At 66.9% G+C, this 17,469-nt stretch carries 15 protein-coding genes and 1 pseudogene; 10 read left to right on the top strand and 6 right to left on the bottom strand.

The window, feature by feature from the left end; genetic code table 11:
• Positions 1-35: 35 nt before the first annotated feature.
• The gene (locus ACYP5B_RS24290) at positions 36-749 is read right to left on the bottom strand and encodes a UDP-N-acetylmuramate--alanine ligase (RefSeq protein ID WP_267604430.1); all 714 of its coding nucleotides are present in this window, start codon (positions 747-749) and stop codon (positions 36-38) included.
• Between the two features lie 226 nt (positions 750-975).
• Between ACYP5B_RS24290 and mpl the strand changes: the two genes are divergently transcribed.
• From mpl to mtgA, 8 genes and pseudogenes are all read left to right on the top strand, one after another.
• On the top strand, positions 976-2,379 hold the full coding sequence (gene mpl / locus ACYP5B_RS24285) for a UDP-N-acetylmuramate:L-alanyl-gamma-D-glutamyl-meso-diaminopimelate ligase (RefSeq protein WP_459571356.1): 1,404 nt from the start codon (positions 976-978) through the stop codon (positions 2,377-2,379).
• Between the two features lie 12 nt (positions 2,380-2,391).
• Entirely contained in the window at positions 2,392-3,030 is a 639-nt protein-coding gene (locus ACYP5B_RS24280) for a YqiA/YcfP family alpha/beta fold hydrolase (RefSeq protein ID WP_459571355.1), read from the top strand.
• 7 nt (positions 3,031-3,037) lie between these two features.
• On the top strand, positions 3,038-3,679 hold the full coding sequence (locus tag ACYP5B_RS24275; RefSeq protein WP_459571354.1) for a chorismate--pyruvate lyase family protein: 642 nt from the start codon (positions 3,038-3,040) through the stop codon (positions 3,677-3,679).
• A 69-nt stretch (positions 3,680-3,748) separates the two neighbouring features.
• Positions 3,749-3,844: pseudogene (locus tag ACYP5B_RS24270) on the top strand (3-oxoacyl-ACP reductase); the annotation flags it as partial.
• A 182-nt stretch (positions 3,845-4,026) separates the two neighbouring features.
• Positions 4,027-6,195: a ribonuclease catalytic domain-containing protein gene (locus ACYP5B_RS24265; RefSeq protein WP_459571353.1), complete on the top strand. Its 2,169-nt coding sequence runs from the start codon at positions 4,027-4,029 to the stop codon at positions 6,193-6,195.
• A gap of 161 nt (positions 6,196-6,356) precedes the next feature.
• Positions 6,357-7,226, top strand: coding sequence for an energy transducer TonB (locus tag ACYP5B_RS24260; protein ID WP_459571363.1), 870 nt, complete (start codon positions 6,357-6,359; stop codon positions 7,224-7,226).
• 17 nt (positions 7,227-7,243) lie between these two features.
• Entirely contained in the window at positions 7,244-8,119 is an 876-nt protein-coding gene (gene aroE, locus ACYP5B_RS24255) for a shikimate dehydrogenase (RefSeq protein WP_400093131.1), read from the top strand.
• A gap of 95 nt (positions 8,120-8,214) precedes the next feature.
• Positions 8,215-8,916: a monofunctional biosynthetic peptidoglycan transglycosylase gene (gene mtgA / locus ACYP5B_RS24250; RefSeq protein WP_400093198.1), complete on the top strand. Its 702-nt coding sequence runs from the start codon at positions 8,215-8,217 to the stop codon at positions 8,914-8,916.
• Between the two features lie 27 nt (positions 8,917-8,943).
• Here mtgA and corA read toward each other — a convergent pair whose 3' ends face one another.
• Positions 8,944-9,906: a magnesium/cobalt transporter CorA gene (corA, locus tag ACYP5B_RS24245; RefSeq protein WP_459571352.1), complete on the bottom strand. Its 963-nt coding sequence runs from the start codon at positions 9,904-9,906 to the stop codon at positions 8,944-8,946.
• A 500-nt stretch (positions 9,907-10,406) separates the two neighbouring features.
• On the bottom strand, positions 10,407-11,309 hold the full coding sequence (locus ACYP5B_RS24240; RefSeq protein WP_459571351.1) for a DMT family transporter: 903 nt from the start codon (positions 11,307-11,309) through the stop codon (positions 10,407-10,409).
• Between the two features lie 173 nt (positions 11,310-11,482).
• On the opposite strand from ACYP5B_RS24240, the gene pyrF reads away from it, so the two are divergent.
• The gene (gene pyrF, locus ACYP5B_RS24235; protein ID WP_267604420.1) at positions 11,483-12,301 is read left to right on the top strand and encodes an orotidine-5'-phosphate decarboxylase; all 819 of its coding nucleotides are present in this window, start codon (positions 11,483-11,485) and stop codon (positions 12,299-12,301) included.
• A gap of 48 nt (positions 12,302-12,349) precedes the next feature.
• Here pyrF and ACYP5B_RS24230 read toward each other — a convergent pair whose 3' ends face one another.
• From ACYP5B_RS24230 to thiL, 3 genes are all read right to left on the bottom strand, one after another.
• Positions 12,350-12,847: a CinA family protein gene (locus tag ACYP5B_RS24230; protein WP_400093127.1), complete on the bottom strand. Its 498-nt coding sequence runs from the start codon at positions 12,845-12,847 to the stop codon at positions 12,350-12,352.
• Positions 12,848-12,885: 38 nt separating this feature from the next.
• A complete protein-coding gene (locus ACYP5B_RS24225) occupies positions 12,886-13,452 on the bottom strand; it encodes a phosphatidylglycerophosphatase A family protein (RefSeq protein ID WP_400093126.1) in 567 nt (188 codons plus the stop codon).
• Between the two features lie 106 nt (positions 13,453-13,558).
• Positions 13,559-14,539, bottom strand: a complete 981-nt coding sequence (thiL, locus tag ACYP5B_RS24220; RefSeq protein ID WP_318230854.1) for a thiamine-phosphate kinase — start codon at positions 14,537-14,539, stop codon at positions 13,559-13,561.
• A gap of 273 nt (positions 14,540-14,812) precedes the next feature.
• On the opposite strand from thiL, the gene ACYP5B_RS24215 reads away from it, so the two are divergent.
• Positions 14,813-17,137, top strand: coding sequence for an NADP-dependent malic enzyme (locus ACYP5B_RS24215; protein WP_267604415.1), 2,325 nt, complete (start codon positions 14,813-14,815; stop codon positions 17,135-17,137).
• The last annotated feature ends 332 nt before the right edge of the window (positions 17,138-17,469 follow it).

The raw sequence follows: 17,469 nt of genomic DNA, 5'->3' as shown, positions 1-17,469 counted from the left end.
CCGGCCTCGCCTGCGCTCCCGGTCAAAGGTAGCGCTCAGGCCGCCGCGGGCGCGTCGGGCACCTCGCGGGCTGCCGCTTCGGCGGCCGCCAGCAGCGCTTGCACCGCGTCCACATCGGCACGGGCAACCCGGCCGCTGGCCGCGGCCCGGACTGCGCCGCGTTCGTCATCCGCATCATACAGCGCAATATGAATGCCAACTGGCTGGCCAAGTTCCGCACGGATCTCTCCTGCCAGCAGGCGCGCGTCGCGCACGGCCGGCCACTGTCCCTTCCAGAGGAAACTCAGGGTCTCGACCTCGCCGCGGCCGGCAAAATGCCGGGTCTCGCTGGTGTCGAAGTCCACGCCAGCGTTGAGCAGGTGCAGGGTGAGATCCTTGGGGCTATCGCAGAAGCACTGTAGATAGATGTCGGAATGCTCGGTGGCGGTGCCGTTGAGCACGGCCCCGGCCAGGTACGGGCGGAACGCGGCGAGGTCGCGCATGGCAAGCACGGCCAGCCGGCGCAGCAGCGCCAAGACGCGGGGCTGGCTCTCCGAGTGGAAAAGCGCCTGATAGAGACGGACCTCCGCCTCCACGGCCTCATTGTCGGGGAGCCACTCGCCCGCCACGCGCACGTCGCCCAGCAGCTGCCGCGCGGCCTTGCGCTTGGCCGTAGCGTAGTCGGTGCCGTCTTCCGCGATCATGCGGGCGGCGGCCTGGGCGATTTCCTCGCGCAGGCGGATGGGGTCGAGGCTGGGGCGGCGGGGCATGGGGGGATGATACCGGAGGGATCGCGGCCTGCGCTGGGGCGGGGTTTTGCATTTTAGAGTGGTTGGTGACGGGGAGATTCCTTGGGAAGAAGGCTGCGGCCTGGAAATCTGCCGTGCCCGGCGCCGGCGCCTCCCGCACGGCTTCGCCGTCACCCCCTCAGGTACAATTCTTTCCATCCAGAAGCAACCCGGCCCGGCCGCCCTGGCCCGCCTAATCCCAAATCCCATGCATATTCACATCCTCGGTATCTGCGGCACATTCATGGGCGGCCTGGCCGTGCTTGCCAAGCAGGCTGGCCACCGCGTCACCGGATGCGACGCCAATGTCTACCCGCCGATGAGCACGCAGCTCGAGGCGCAGGGCATTGAACTGATAGAGGGCTTCGATCCCGGCCAGCTGGCGCTGGAGCCGGATCTGTTCGTCATCGGCAATGTGGTCTCGCGCGGCAATCCGCTGATGGAGGCCATTCTGAACCGCAACCTGCCTTATGTCTCCGGCCCGCAGTGGCTCGGCGAGCATGTGCTGCGCGGCAAATGGACGCTGGCGGTGGCGGGCACGCACGGCAAGACCACGACCACCTCCATGCTGGCCTGGATCCTGGAAGATGCCGGCTACCAGCCGGGCTTCCTGGTGGGCGGCGTGCCCCAGAACTTCGGCGTGTCGGCCCGGGTGACCGAGTCCGACTTCTTCGTGATCGAGGCCGATGAGTACGATACGGCGTTCTTCGACAAGCGCAGCAAGTTTGTCCATTACCGTCCGCGCACCGCCATCCTGAACAACCTGGAATACGATCACGCCGACATCTTCCCGGATCTTGCTGCCATCGAGACCCAGTTCCATCATCTGGTGCGCACCGTCCCGGAGCAGGGCCGGCTGATCGTCAACGGCTTTGAGGAAAGCCTGGCGCGCGTGCTGGAGCGGGGCTGCTGGAGCGAGACCGAGCAGTTCGGCGTCGGCGACTGGCGTGCCGCCGAGCCCAAAGAAGCCGCTGCCGCCAGGGCCGGCGACAGCGTGACCCAGGACAGTTTCGATGTCTGGTTCGGCGAAAAGCTGCAAGGCCGGCTCAGCTGGGCCTTGCAAGGCACGCACAACCGGATGAACGCGCTGGCTGCGATTGCTGCTGCCCGCCACGTGGGCGTGCCCGCGCCGCAGGCGATCGACTCCTTGTCGCGCTTTGCTAACGTGAAGCGCCGCATGGAAGTGCGTGGCGTGGTCAATGGCATCACGGTCTATGACGACTTTGCCCACCATCCCACGGCGATCCAGACCACGCTCGACGGCCTGCGCAAGCGGGTTGGCGAGGCGCGCATCCTGGCGGTGCTGGAGCCGCGCTCCAACACCATGAAGCTGGGCGTGATGAAGGCGCAGCTGCCGGCCAGCCTCGAGACGGCTGACCTGGTGTTCGGCTACGGCGCGGCCAGCGGCAAGGATGCGCTGGGCTGGGACCTGGCCGGATCGCTGGCGCCGCTGGGCGAGCGCGCGGCCGCCTTCAGCGATCTGCCCGAACTGGTCCGCGCGGTGCGAGCCGCCGCGCGCCCGGGCGACCATGTGCTGGTCATGAGCAACGGCGGCTTCGGCGGCGTCCACCAGAAGCTGCTGGACGCCTTTGCTGCTGGCGCTTGCGCCTGAGCGGGGGCTGGCATGTTGCTGTACCTGCACGGTTTCCGCTCGTCACCACAGTCCTTCAAGGCCCGCCTGGTCCAGGAGCGCATGCGCGAGTGGGGCGTGGGGCGCTATTACGCCTGCCCCGTGCTGAATGTGTCGCCGGCCCAGGCCATCGCCCAGGCCGAAGTGGCCATCGCGGCCTCTCAGGCTGGCGGCGCGCAGCCGCTCACCATCATCGGCTCCTCGCTGGGCGGCTTCTATGCGCGCTGGCTGGCCGAGCGCCACGGCTGCCGCGCGGTGCTGCTGAACCCGGCGGTGCATCCCTGGACCGACCTGGAGCGCCACCTTGGCGACCAGCCGCTCTGGCACGGCGGCGGCTCGGTGCGGGTGGAGCGCCACCACCTGGATGAACTGCTGGCACTGCGGGTCGAGCCCATCACCCGGCCGCAGCGCTATTTCCTGATGGCCGCGACCGGCGACGAGGTGCTGGACTACCGCGAGATGCTGGCCGCATTCCCCGGGGCGCACACCCGCGTCATCGAGGGCAGCGACCACGGCATCAGCGAATTTGCCGACTACGTCGATGAAGTCCTCGCTTTCTGCGGCTATGGTCCCGATGGCCAGGTCAGCCAGGTCAGCCAGGTCAGCCCCATCGACCCGGAGCCGCAGGCATGAGCGCGGCATGAACGGGGCGCATGTGCGCCGCAGCGGTTGGCACTCCCACTTACCCGAAGATCCCGCCATCAGCGCCAACCTGCGCCGCTGGGTGATCGGCGATGGCTCGCTCACCGCCCGGCTGGTGGCGGCGTCAGGCGCTTTCCGGGTGCGTCGCCTGGCACAGCGCATGGAGCTCGCCCTTGCCGATGAATGGCAGGCGCTGGGGCTGCCTGCCCGCCGCCGCGCGCTGGCGCGCGAGGTGCTGCTGATTTGTGACGGGGCGCCGGCCATCTTTGCCCATACCGTGGTGAAGCCCGACCATGCCCGGCGCGACTGGCCGTTCCTGCGCGGCCTGGGCGAGCGCCCGCTGGGCGGCGCGCTGTTCGTCGATCCCCGCGTGCGGCGTGAGCCATTCACGTTTGCGCGCTTGCTGGCGCACCACCCGCTGCGGCGCCGGCTGGAACTAGCCGTGCCGGCCATGCGGGAGCTCGCGCCGTGCGCGGTGTTGCCTGCGCGGCGCTCGCTCTTCCGGCGGGGCGACGGCGTCATGCTGGTGACCGAGGTATTCCTGCCAGACTTGCTGGCGCGACCTGCTCCAGGAATGGGCGGTTCCTGGCAGAAGCCGCCAGGTAGCCATCCAAAGCAAGAAATTTCCCCACATCGATAATCGCGACCAAGAAGAAGAGACACCATCATGAAATTGCAGGGACGTGTTGCCATCATCACCGGCGCTGCTGCCGAGATCGCCAGCATCCACACCTTCCTGGCCAGCGACGATGCCAGCTACGTCAATGGCGTGGCGATCGAGGCCAGCGGCGGCATGTCGCTGTAACAGGCCGGCCCGCGCAGAGCTTGCAGCCGGCGCGGTGCGGTATCATCTCAGGTCCGGTTGCCGTCTCGCCTGAAGGCGGCCTTGCACCATTTCTCTCACCGGGCCGTTCCCGCAGGCGTCACAAAGCGCCAGGGCGCTTGTTTACCAAGAGCGGTTCCCGGCATTTCTGAAAGTATCGATCCATGCAGTTGCTGTTCGAAGAAGGCGGCGAGATTCGCGCCGGCACCGTGCTGACCCAGCAGGGCGAGTCGTACCAGGTGGAGCTGCCCGCGGGCAAGCGCACCAAGGTCAAGTCGCGCGACGTTCTACTGCAGTTTGCGCAGCCGTCGGCGATCGAGCTGTTGCGCCAGACCGCCGACCTGGTCGGCGAGGTCGACCTGGAATTCCTGTGGGAATGCGCGTCGGAAGAAGAATTCGGCTTTGTCGACCTGGCGGCCGAGTACTACGGCGCGGGTGCGAGCGTGGTGCAGCAAGCCGCGCTGGCGCAGACGCTGCACGGCAATCCGGTGTATTTCCGCCGCAAGGGCCGCGGGCGCTACCAGCGCGCGCCGGAAGACCAGCTCAAGGCTGCGCTGGCCGCGCTCGAGCGCAAGAAGCAGCAAGCCCTGGTGCAGGCCGAGTACGAAAACCAGCTCAAGGCCCTGACCTTGCCCGAGGCGTTCCGCGGCAAGGCACTGCAACTACTGTTCAAGCCTGACAAGAACAGCCTCGAATACAAGGCGATGGACGCCGCCTGCACGGCACTCGGCATGTCGCCGATGCGGCTCATGGTGGCGGTGGGCGGCATTGCCAGCCCGCGCGCGCTGCACGAGGCCAAGTTCCTCTCCGAATGCTTCCCCAAGGGCACGGGCTTTCCCGACGTGGCCGTGCCGGAACCCGCCGGCGAGCTGCCGCGCGCGGATGTGGAGGCGTTCTCCATCGATGACGTCACCACCACCGAGATCGACGATGCGCTGTCGGTCACGCCGCTGGACGGCGGCAAGATCCGCGTCGGCATCCATATCGCGGCGCCCGGGCTGGGCATCCGCCGTGGCGAGCCGCTCGACACGGTTGCGCGCCATCGCCTGTCGACGGTTTACTTCCCTGGCGACAAGATCACCATGCTGCCGGATTCCGTGGTGGAGCGCTACACGCTGCAGGAAGGCCGCGAGTGCCCGGCCCTGTCGCTGTACGTGGTCTACGACCCGGCCCTGCAGATGATCGTCAGCAGCGAGACCCGCGCCGAGCTGGTCAAGATCGCGGCCAACCTGCGCCACAACCTGCTTGAGGATGTGGTGACCGAGGCCGCGCTGGCCGCCGGCACCGGCGACTACCCGTTCCGCGACGCGCTGACCCAGCTGTTCCATTTCTCCGGCTGGCTGCACGACGAACGCCAGAAGGCGCGTCTTGCCAGCGGGCTGCGTCCCGAGTCGCACAACCGTGCCGACTACAGCTTCTACATCGACCTGCTGGAAGAGGGCGGCGAACGCGTGCGCATCGAGCAGCGCCGCCGCGGCTCCCCGCTCGACAAGATCGTGGCCGAGCTGATGATCCTGGCCAACAGCACCTGGGGCAAGCTGCTGGCCGACAACGGCGTGCCGGGCATCTATCGCACGCAGAAGGCCTGGGGCATGAACCGCACCCGCATGCAGACCTACCCGGCGCCCCACGAGGGGCTGGGCGTGGCGCAATATGCGTGGAGCACCTCGCCGCTGCGGCGCTACGTCGACCTGGTCAACCAGTGGCAGATCCTGGCCGTTGCCCAGCACGGCATCACGGCCAAGCTGGTGGCGCCGTTCAAGCCCAAGGACTCGGACCTGCTGGCTGCCGTGGCGGATTTCGAAGGCACCTACGCCGCCTATGCCGACCACCAGTCGACCATGGAACGCTACTGGTGCCTGCGCTGGCTGCAGCAGGAAAAGCGCGAGCGCCTGATGGGTTCGGTGCTCAAGGAAGGCGCCGTGCGCTTTGCCGAGATCCCGCTGGTCACGCGCGTGCCCGAGCTCATGCAGGCTTCGCGCGGCACCCAGGTGCTGCTGGAGATCGGCGCCATCGACGAGATCTCGCTGGAAGTGTCCTGCCGGGTCCTGGAAGTGTTTGCCGGCGAAGGCGAACTGCCGCAGGAAGAGATGGAACGGGACGACGAAGCCAGCGAAGTGTCGGCGCAAGCCGCCGCTGAAGCCGCGGCCGAGGAGGCCGCCGAAGCCGCTGCCCAGGGGGTGCTCGAGGGGGCAGCTGAAGGTGAGGCTGAAGGTGAGGCGGACGCCGCGGCCGGGGAAACCGGCGATGACGAAGCCGCGAGTGCCGCAGATGCCACAAGCGAAGGCGCTTCGTCGGACACAAGCGACACCGGCGCCAGCGGCGCGGGCTGAGTTCCTCGGAAAAAACGAGGCGCTCCCTTACAATCGCAGTCTGACCCGGGGTCCCACGGACCCCGGCCCCAGTCTCGCCCGATCGACGCTTCCCAGCCAACGTCCCGCCCATCGTGAAAGCCGCTTTTTCTCCCCGCCAGTGGTGGAACGCCAGCAGCACGATGGCCAAGGCGCTGGTCGTCTCGTTGCTGGCCCATGCCTTGCTGCTGACCGTGCGCGTCGTGGCGCCGGAGGCGTTCGAGATCAAGCGTACCGATGCCGCGCTCGACGTGGTGCTGGTCAATTCCAAGTCGGCGCAGCGCCCGCAGAACCCAACCGTGCTGGCCCAGGCCAACCTCGACGGCGGCGGCGAGCACGACCAGCAGCGCGCGACCACGCCGCTGCCGGCCCAGACCGTCACCAAGGACGGCGACCTGGTGCGCCAGATGCAGCGCCGCGTGGAGCAGATGGAGCAGGAACAGCAGCGGCTGATGACGCAGTCGCGCGAAGCCGCGCCGCCGGTGCACAGCCAACCGCTCAAGCCCGGCCAGCAGCGCGTGGAAAACCCGCTGCGTGGCCAGGACGAACGCACCTCGCTTGACGAGATGGCCAAGCTCGAAGCCGAGATCGGCCGCAACCTCGAGCAATATGCCAAGCGGCCCAAGCGCTACCAGCTCACCGCCACCAGCGCGCAGGAAGTGGAATACGCGCAGTACTACGACCGCCTGCGCCAGAAGATCGAAGCGCGCGGCACAACCGATTTCCCCCAGCGCAATGGCAAGCCGCTCTACGGGCAGCTGATCCTGGTGATCAACGTCAACCGGCAGGGCCGGCTTGGCTACAACCGCGATGGCTACAACATCGATGCCATCGACGTGGTCAAGAGCTCGGGCGATCCCGCGCTGGACCGCCAGGCGGTCGCCATCGTGCGGGCGGCGGCGCCGTTCGGCGGGTTCACGGCGCAGATGCAGGCGCGCCAGGATATTCTCGAAGTGATCTCCACATTCAAGTTTTCGCGCAGTGGGCTGGAAACTCGCCTGCAGTCCCGATGACATCATCACCTGACACTATGCAATCCCAGACTCCCGCCGACCGTTACGTCGTGATCGGAAACCCCATCGCGCACAGCCGCTCGCCCGCCATCCATGCCGCGTTCGCGCAGCAGACCGGCGAGGCTGTCGTGTACGAGCGCCTGCTGGCGCCGCTCGATGGGTTCGTTGCCACCGTGCGCGCCTTCTTCGACGGCGGCGGCCACGGCCTGAACGTGACCGTGCCGTTCAAGCTCGAAGCCTACGACCTGGCCGAGCGCCTGACGCCGCGCGCCGAGAGCGCGGGAGCGGTCAACACCATGTGGATCGAGGACGGCGTGATCCACGGCGACAACACCGACGGTGTCGGCCTCACGCGCGACATCGAAGTCAACCTGGATACCTTGCTCGAAGGCAAGCGCATCCTGCTGCTGGGCGCGGGCGGCGCCGCCATGGGCGCCATGCTGCCGCTGATCGCGTGCCGCCCGGATCGCATCGTGGTGGCCAACCGCACGCCCCAGCGCGCCAGCGATATCCTGGAAAACGTGGCCCAGCAGGCCGACGAGTACGGCGTGGAATTGTGGGGCGGCGGCTTCGACGCGCTGGCGGGTTTGACGGATGAAGACGCCTGCGATGTGGTCATCAACGCCACCAGCAGCAGCCTGCAGGGCGAACTGCCGCCGGTGCCGGCGGAACTGCTGGGCAAGGACGTGCTGGCCTACGACATGATGTACGGCGCCCAGCCCACCGTATTCCTGAAGTTCGCCGCCCAATGCGGCGCGCGCACCAGCGACGGGCTGGGCATGCTGGTCGAGCAGGCTGCCGAGGCCTTCTACAACTGGCGTGGCGTGCGGCCCGCCACCGCGCCCGTGCTGGCAACGCTGCGCGCTGCGCTGCAGGCCGAAGCCGCGCGCTAACGCGGCGCCAGGCAGGCTCGAACATGGCTGAGCGCAAGCGCACCGCCCGTCCCGGGGCTGCTCAAGGCGGCAGGGGCGGCGGCGGCCTCAACCCGCTGCGCTGGCTCGCCTACCTGCTTGGCACGCTGATCGCGGGCGTGCTGGCCATGCAGGTGTATTTCTTCCTGCAGATCGCTGCCTGGCAAACCGTGAACCCGTCATCCACGGCGTTCCTGCGGGCCGAGCAGTGGCGCCTGTGTGGCTTCAAGTTCTGGAGCTGCCAGGTGGACCGCCGCTGGGTGGGCTATGACGACATCTCCCGCAACCTCAAGCGCGCGGTGATCGCCAGCGAGGACGCCGACTTCGTCAACCATCCCGGCTACGAGCTCGACGCCATGCTCGATGCGTGGGAGCGCAACAAGAAGCGCGGGCACATCGTGCGTGGCGGATCCACCATCACGCAGCAACTGGCCAAGAACCTCTTCCTCTCGTCCGAGCAGCACTACCTGCGCAAAGGCCAGGAGCTGGCCATCACCTGGATGCTCGAGTTCTGGCTCGACAAGCAGCGTATCTACGAGATCTATCTGAATTCGGTGGAGTGGGGCGAGGGCGTGTTCGGCGTGGAGGCCGCGGCCCAGCATTACTTCAAGACCGGCGCCGCCAAGCTGAGCGTGGGCCAGGCAGCGCGCCTGGCCGCCGCGCTGCCGGCGCCGAAGTGCTTCGACAAGAAGGAGTACTGCGCCAATGTGCGGGTGAACTTCAAGGTCAAGGCCAATATCATCGCGCGCCGTATGGGCGCGGCCACGCTGCCGGACTGAGTCCGGGGCAGCGCGGCACATACTCAATCAGCTCAGCCAGCCCTTCCTCTTGAAGTACACCAGCGGGATCGCCGCCGACACGGCCATCAGCGCGATGGCCCACGGATAGCCTGCGGCCCAGTCCAGCTCCGGCATGAACTTGAAGTTCATGCCGTAGATGCTGGCGATCAGCGTAGGCGGCATCAGCGCCACCGACACCACCGAGAACAGCTTGATGATCTTGTTCTGGTTGATGTTGATGAAACCGACCGTGGCATCCATCAGGAAGTTGATCTTGTCGAACAGGAACGCGGTGTGGTTCTCGATGGAGTCGATATCGCGCAGGATCTGGCGGGCTTCGTCCTGCTGCTCGGTAGACAGCAACTGGCTGCGCATCAGGAAGGAGACCGCGCGGCGCGTGTCCATCACGTTGCGGCGGATGCGGCCGTTCAGGTCTTCCTCGCGGGCGATGGTTTCCAGCACGTCGGCCGCGGCGGCATCGGTCACATTCTCCGCCAGCACGCGCTTGCTGGCTTCTTCCAGCCGCTCGTAGACTTCCTCGATGGAGTCCGCCGAGTATTCGGCATCGGTGGCGTACAGGTCCATCAGCACGTCCTTGGCGTTGCGCACCGAGCCCGGGCGCATGCGCGCGCGCAACCGCACCAGCCGGAACACCGGCAGGTCTTCGTCGTGGATGGAGAACAGCACGTCGCGCGTGAGCACGAACGCCACGCGCACGTTGCGCGAGATATCTTCCTCGTCGAGCAGGAAGTCGGTGCGGATATGGATGTTCTCGTCCTCGCCCTCGAAGTAGCGGGCCGAGGCTTCCAGGTCGCCCAGGTCCTCCAGCTCCGGCAGGGCTACGCCGTAGGCTTCCTTGATCCAGGCGAGTTCCTCGTCATCGGGGCTGATGACATCGATCCAGATCGGCTTGTGCTGCAGAAGTTCATTGCGATCGTCGACCTGCTCCTGTGCGAGCCGGCCTTTCTGCAGGACGAACAGGTTGATCATCCCAGGGCTTCCTTGTTGCGTTTGGCGAAGAAACGCGCAGGCTTGGCTCGCCGGCCTTGGGGCGAACCCATGCTTCGCGCGAAAACGGCGAAGCGTAGGGCCGCTGGCAAGCGTGATCGCGCTGTGCGCTTGAAGTGCGCGCAAGGCGATGGCGTTTGCCGTTCATGGCTGGCAAGCCGGGGGAGGGACTAGTCCGGGACGAAGCGGCGCGCGCGGCGGCGGCCGTCAGGGGCACGGAAGAACACTCACCCGCAGTATGTGCTGCGGGCGAGTCCGACGAGGCGGTGGAGCGGGATTAGCCGGCTCCGGCGGTCGTCGTTACGCAGCCCGCAGTGACATGGCATTCGGTGCGATCGCAATCTGGCTGCGGCAACACGAACACCCGATGCTACTGCCCACGTAGTTTCTCCGGGATTATGATGGCCGCGAGTGTAGCCCAACGAGGGGGGCTTGTTAAGTGAAATCTGGGTGAAGGCAGGCGCCGGCGCGCGGGGCTCCCGTCATGCCGTGCGCGGCTCTTCGCGCCAGCGCCGAAGCAGCGGCGCGAGCAGCACCGAGGCCAGCGCGGCGAACATCAGCACGATGGCGGTGTAGTCCTGCCAGTGCGGCTGCTCGCCCAGCATCCACATGCCGGAAAACACCCCGACCACTGGAATGAACATCATCGACAGGCCCGACACCACCGGCGGCAGCCTGCGCGCCAGCATGAACCACACAAGGTGGCAAAAGGCAAACACCACTACCGCGTTATAGGCGATCGCGCCCCATTCCACGGCGCTCGGCAGGCGCCAGCCCTGCTCGAGGAGCAGCGTGCCGAGCAGCAGGAAGGGCAGGGTGACCACCAGCATCCAGAAGGTCAGCACACCGACCGGCAGCTCGGTCTTGCTGCGCTTCACCATCTGCGTGCCGAAGCCCCAGCCCGCCGCCGCGGCCAGCATCAGCAGCGTGCCGCCGGGGCTGCCGGCCAGCGCCGCGATCTCGCCGGACAGCAGCAGGACCGTGCCGGCCAGCGCGCAGGCAATGCCGATCCAGGCCGCCGCGCCGATGCGCTCGCGAAACAGCACCAGGCCCCAGACCACGGCCCAGATCGGCATGGTGTAGCCGAGGATGGCGGCGCGCCCGGATGACAGCATCTTGACGGCGCAGATGGCCAGCAGGTGCCAGATCACCATATTGGGAATCGCCAGCTTGATCACGGTCGGCCACTGCCCGGGCGGCATGCGCAGCGATTCGCCGCGCAGGCGCAAGGCCAGGCCCAGCGCCAGCACGCCGCCGGCCATGCAGAGCAGGCGAAACCCCATGGCCGGGAAGTGCGCCACGCCGAGTTTCATGATGGGCCAGTTGATGCCCCAGGCAAGGGTGAGGATGACGAGCAGCACCAGGCTGCGGCGATTGAGATGCATTGGAGGGGGCGGCGGCTGTGTGCGACGCCGCTCTTTGTATCGAGGAAGAACGGCAGAAGATAGCACGCAGCGGGTAAAATCGCAGGAACGACTGTTGCCGCGGGGGAGCGCCGACCCGGCTTGACAAGCCCGGCGCACAGCCGACGCGGCCGACCCAGATTAGCGAGCATCCCATGACCTTCACCGAGCAGCTGGCTGCAGCCTGGCAGCGCAACGATTCCCTCCTTTGCGTCGGGCTGGATCCCGACCCGGGCAAGCTGCCCCTGTCCATGACGGGCACGGGCGGCGCGATCTTCTCCTTTTGCCGCGAGATCGTCGACGCCACCGCCGACGTGGTCTGCGCCTTCAAGCCGCAGATCGCCTATTTTGCGGCGCAGCGCGCCGAAGACCAGCTCGAGCAGCTGATCGCCTATATCCATGACGCCCATCCCGGGATTCCCGTGATCCTGGACGCCAAGCGCGGCGACATCGGCTCGACCGCGCAGCAATACGCCATCGAGGCCTTCGAGCGTTACCGGGCCGATGCGGTCACGGTCAATCCCTATATGGGCCTGGATTCGCTCGAGCCGTACCTGGCCTATCCGGATCGCGGCGTGATCGTGCTGTGCCGCACGTCCAATCCCGGCGGCTCCGACGTGCAATTCCTGCCGGTGGACGGCAAGCCCGTGTACCAGGTGGTGGCCGAGGCGGCCGCCACACGCTGGAATACCAATGGGCAGATGGCGCTGGTGGTGGGGGCGACCTTCCCCGCTGAGATTGCCAAGGTGCGCGAGATCGTGGGCGACATGCCGCTGCTGATCCCCGGCATCGGCGCTCAGGGCGGCGATATCGAGGCCACCGTGCGCGCCGGGCGCACCGGCGCTGGCGCCGGCATGATGATCAATTCGTCGCGCGCCATCCTCTATGCCAGCCGCGAGAAGGATTTCGCGGCCGCTGCGCGCAACGTCGCGCTGCAGACGCGTGAAACCATCAACCGCTTCCGGCAGGGCTGAGCCGCCGCATTGCCGGCGGCCTTGCCGCCGCCACGCGTGACTGAGGTTTCAGGCCTCGTTGCGGACCAGCTCGAGCAGGCCGCGGATGGCGTATTCCGCGGCCTGGCGGCGGATCTGCTGCCGGTCGCCGCGAAAACGCTGCGTTTCCATCTTGGTGGTGATGCGGTTGCTCCAGCCGAAGCACACCATGCCCACGGGCTTTTCCGGCGTGCCGCCGGTCGGGCCGGCCACGCCGGTGATCGATAGCGCCACCTGGGCGCGGCTGTTGAGCAGAGCCCCTTCGGCCATGGCGCGCGCCACTTCCTCGCTGACCGCGCCATGGTCGCGGATCAGCTTGGCCGGCACACCCAGCATGGTCGACTTGGCCTCGTTCGAGTATGTGACGAAGCCCCGCTCGAACCACCCTGACGAGCCCGACACATCCGTAATGGCCGCGGCCACCAGGCCGCCCGTGCAGGACTCCGCCGTGGCGAGCAACAGCGACTTCTCGCTCAGGGAAATTCCGACCTGGACGGCGAGTTGGTCGAGCAAGCGGCTGACGAGCATGATGGCGGTTCAGTAGTTAGGGTTGGGGGAGCGGCGGATCACAGCGAACGCCACAGGGCGAACACCAGCAGCGTGTAGAAGGCGGCCATGATGTCGTCGAACATCACGCCGAAGCTGCCGCGCAGGCCGGGCCCCTTGAGCTTACGGTCGAGATGCCCAATGGGCGCCGGCTTGACGATGTCGAACAGGCGGAACCACAGGAATGCCGCAAGCTGGCCCCAGAACCCGGTTGGCATGACGAAGGCCATGACCAGCCAGAACGCGACGATCTCGTCCCAGACCATGCTGCCGTGATCAAACACGCCCATGTCGCGCGCGGTGCGCGCGCACGCCCAGAGCCCCAGCACAAAGCCGCCGACGATCAGCCACAGCCAGGTTTCCGGCTGCACCCACATTGAGATCACCAGGTAGGACACCCATGCATACAGCGTGCCGACCGTGCCCGGCCCGACTGGCGACAGTCCCGAGCCGAAGCCCAGTGCGACCAGGTGAGCGGGGTGCGAGAGCATGAAACGCGCCGTGGGGCGCGTGACCTTGGCGGCCTGGCCGGCTTCCAGGGTCAGGGCGGGATCGTGCGCGGTAGGCCCGGGCGGATTGGCGGACATCAGGGGTTGGCTCGTCTGGTTCGGATGGAGATTATCCCGGACAGCGTGTCCGGGCAGGGTCTGGCGCCCCGCATGGCTGCATGATGACACGGCGCACGCACGCTTGTCAGGGGGAAGCGAAGTGGTCGAAGCTGGTGCCGTTGTAAGCGCTCGGGTTGCCGTCGCGGTCAACCAGTCGCAGGCCGGCCTCGGGCGTGATGGCGCCGACACGCGTCACCGCCAGCCCGAGCCGCGCGCCGATGGCGGCAATATGGTCGCGCTCGCCCACGGGGGCGGTAAAGCAGAGTTCGTAGTCGTCGCCGCCGGCCAGCGTGCATTCCAGCTGGCGCGCCTGCGGCTGGCTGGCCAGCACCGTCGAGCGCGGCAGGGCGTCGACATCGAGCAGGGCGCCGACCTGGGAGCGCTCCAGGATATGGCCGAGGTCGCCGACCAGGCCATCGGAAATGTCGAGTGCCGCATGCGCCACGCCACGAAGCGCCATACCCAGCGCGATGCGCGGCGTGGGCGTCTCCATGCGCGGGCGCACCTGGCTGAAGTCCGGCTCGGGCAGCAGCCATTCGCCACGGAAGTCGCCCAGCGCCAGGCGGGCGTCGCCGAGCGTGCCGGAAATCCAGATATCGTCGCCGGGGCGTGCGGCATCGCGTCGCAGCGCCTTATGCACGGGTACGTCGCCGAACACCGTCAGGCTCAGCGTGAGCGGGCCGCGCGTGGTGTCGCCGCCGATCAGCTCGCAGCCGTGCGCGTCAGCCAGTTCCAGCATGCCGGCAGCCAGTTCGGACAGCCAGGCCGCTTGCGCGTCGGGCAGCGCCAGCGCCAGCGTGAAGGCGCGGGGCTCGGCGCCCATGGCCGCCAGGTCGGACAGATTGACCGCCAGCGCCTTGTGGCCAAGTGAGCGCGGCGCCACGTCCGGAAAGAAATGCCGCCCGCTGACCAGCATGTCGGTGCTGATGGCAAGGTGGTGGCCGGGACGCCCTTCAATCAGCGCGCAATCGTCACCCACGCCCAATACCGCCTTGCGTGCGGGCCGGGTAAAGAAACGGCGGATCAGGTCGAACTCGGAGAGCTGGGCGCTGGAGGAATCGGGCATGAAGGGGTCGGGGCGGCGGAGAGTCTGCGAAGGGCCAGGGAAACCTCGCCGGGTCGCGGCCGCTGCGGGTTTCGCCCTGCTGTTCAGCGCAGGCGGCATGCGGCATATTGTACCGAAACGCAAAGGTGCCTCGCGCAAAACGCTTATTGTGAAATAATATTTCACAATATAAAATGCGAGGTTCCAAAGGAAGAGACCGCGGGTACGTGGAGCCGACCCGCCATTTCGTGTCCCATACGTGATTAACGGCTCCACCGACCGGAAGATGCGCCGATGACCAGTCCCCAGCAGCCCACGCCCCAAGACGACCTGAAGCAGCAGCAGCGTGAGGCGCTGCGCAAAGCTGCCCTGGAATATCACGAGTTTCCGACCCCGGGCAAGATCTCCGTCACGCCGACCAAGCCGCTGTCCAACCAGCGCGACCTGGCCCTGGCCTACTCGCCGGGCGTCGCCGCCGCGTGCGAGGAAATCGTGGCCGATCCGGCCAACTCCTTTCGCTACACCGCGCGCGGCAACCTGGTTGGCGTGATCACCAATGGCACCGCCGTGCTGGGCCTGGGCGATATCGGCCCGGCGGCTTCCAAGCCGGTGATGGAAGGCAAGGCCGGCCTGTTCAAGAAGTTCGCCGGCATCGACGTGTTCGACATCGAGCTCGATGAGAAGGACCCCGAGAAGCTGGTGCAGATCATCGCCGCGCTCGAGCCCACCTTCGGCGGCATCAACCTGGAAGACATCAAGGCGCCGGAGTGCTTCTACGTCGAGCGCAAGCTGCGCGAGCGCATGAAGATTCCCGTCTTCCACGATGACCAGCATGGCACCGCCATCGTGGTCGGCGCGGCCGTGGTCAATGGCCTGACCGTGGTCGGCAAAGATATCAGCAAGGTCAAGCTGGTGGCTTCCGGCGCCGGCGCCGCGGCGCTGGCCTGCCTGGACCTGCTGCTGGACCTGGGCATGAAGCTCGAGAACATCTGGGTGACCGACCTGGCTGGCGTGGTCTACGAAGGCCGCACCGAGCTGATGGACCCGGAAAAGGCGCGTTTCTCGCAAAAGACCGACAAGCGCAAGCTGGCCGAAGTGATCGACGGCGCCGATATTTTCCTGGGCCTGTCCGCCGCTGGCGTGCTCAAGCAGGACATGGTCCAGCGCATGGCCGACAAGCCGCTGGTGCTGGCCCTGGCCAACCCCAACCCGGAAATCCTGCCGGAGCTGGCCAAGGAAGTGCGCCCGGACGCGGTGATCGCCACCGGCCGTACCGACTACCCGAACCAGGTCAACAACGTCCTGTGCTTCCCGTTCATCTTCCGCGGCGCGCTGGACTGCGGCGCGACCACCATCACGCGTGAGATGGAAGTCGCCGCGGCGCATGCGATCGCGGAACTGGCGCGCCAGGAACAGAGCGACATCGTTGCCACCGCCTATGGCATCCAGGACCTGTCCTTCGGCCCTGAGTACCTGATTCCCAAGCCCTTCGACCCGCGCCTGATTGTCAAGATCGCGCCGGCGGTGGCCGAGGCCGCCATGAAGTCCGGCGTGGCCGCGCGCCCGATCAAGGACATGGACGCGTACCGTCTGCAGCTGCAGCAGTTCGTGTACCACTCCGGCACCCTGATGAAGCCGATCTACGCGGCTGCCCGCCAGGTCGACATGGAGAAGAAGCGCATCGTCTTCGCCGAGGGCGAGGAAGAGCGCGTGCTGCGCGCGGTGCAGGTGATCGTCGACGAAAAGCTGGCCAACCCGATCCTGGTCGGCCGCCCGGCCGTCATCGCCCACCGCATCGAGCGCTTTGGCCTGCGCCTGCGCGGCGGCATCGACTTCACCGTGGTCAACCCGGAACACGACGCACGCTTCCGCGACTACTCCGAGGCGTACTTCAAGATGATGGCCCGCCAGGGCGTCACGCAGCAGTACGCCAAGCTGGAAATGCGCCGCCGCACCACCTTGATCGGCGCCATGCTGGTCAAGCAGGGCGAGGCCGACGGCATGGTCTGCGGCACGGTCAGCACCACCGCCGCCCACCTGCGCTACATCGACCAGGTGCTGGGTGGCTCCAACGAGGTGTACGCCGCGATGAACGGGCTGGTCCTGCCGGGCCGCCAGATCTTCCTGGTCGACACCCACGTCAACATCGACCCGACCGCCGGCCAACTGGCCGCGATCACCCTGATGGCCGCGGAAGAGCTCAAGCGCTTCGGCATCGTCCCCAAGGTGGCGCTGGTGTCGCACTCGAACTTCGGCACCTCCGAAGCGCCGTCGGCGCAGAAGATGCGTGAAACGCTGGCCATCCTGCGCGAGCGTGCCCCGGATCTCGAGGTGGATGGCGAGATGCACGGCGATTGCGCGCTGGACCCGAAGCTGCGTGACACGCTGGTGCCGGACGGCACCCTCAAGGGCGAGGCCAACCTGCTGGTGTGCCCGAACATCGACGCCGCCAACATCGCCTACAACCTGCTCAAGGTCGCGGCGGGCAACAATGTGGCGATCGGGCCGATCCTGCTTGGCGTCAAGGCGCCTGTCCACATCCTGACGCCTTCGGCCACGGTGCGGCGTATCGTCAATATGACGTCGCTGGTAGTGGTGGACGCGGCAGCCAAGCGCTAAACCGCCGTCAGTCTTCAAAAGCCGGGCTTGCCCGGCTTTTTTATCGCCTTTTTACTGCCGCCGGCACCGCGTCAGTGTGTGCACACATTTGTTTAACATGTTGAAACAATTGAGGTTTTCCACTCTGCCAGGGGGCGGGGATTGATTATTTATTAGCATGGGCGTAACCTTATGCCTTTGAAGTACGCGCTCGTTACACGCGCGACGAAGCTGTCGATTTACGCGCAGGCCGTCCGGGGCGCAAGCAAAATAGGCAGTTTAGGTGGCGCGGCAACCGCGCAGCGGCGCCGGGATCATTTTGTTGGTGTCCTCAAATCAAGACAAGCAACGTG

This window comes from Cupriavidus sp. 8B, assembly GCF_054589115.1.
Note: the sequence above shows the minus strand (reverse complement) of the source record. Positions and strands in the feature narration are given on the sequence as shown.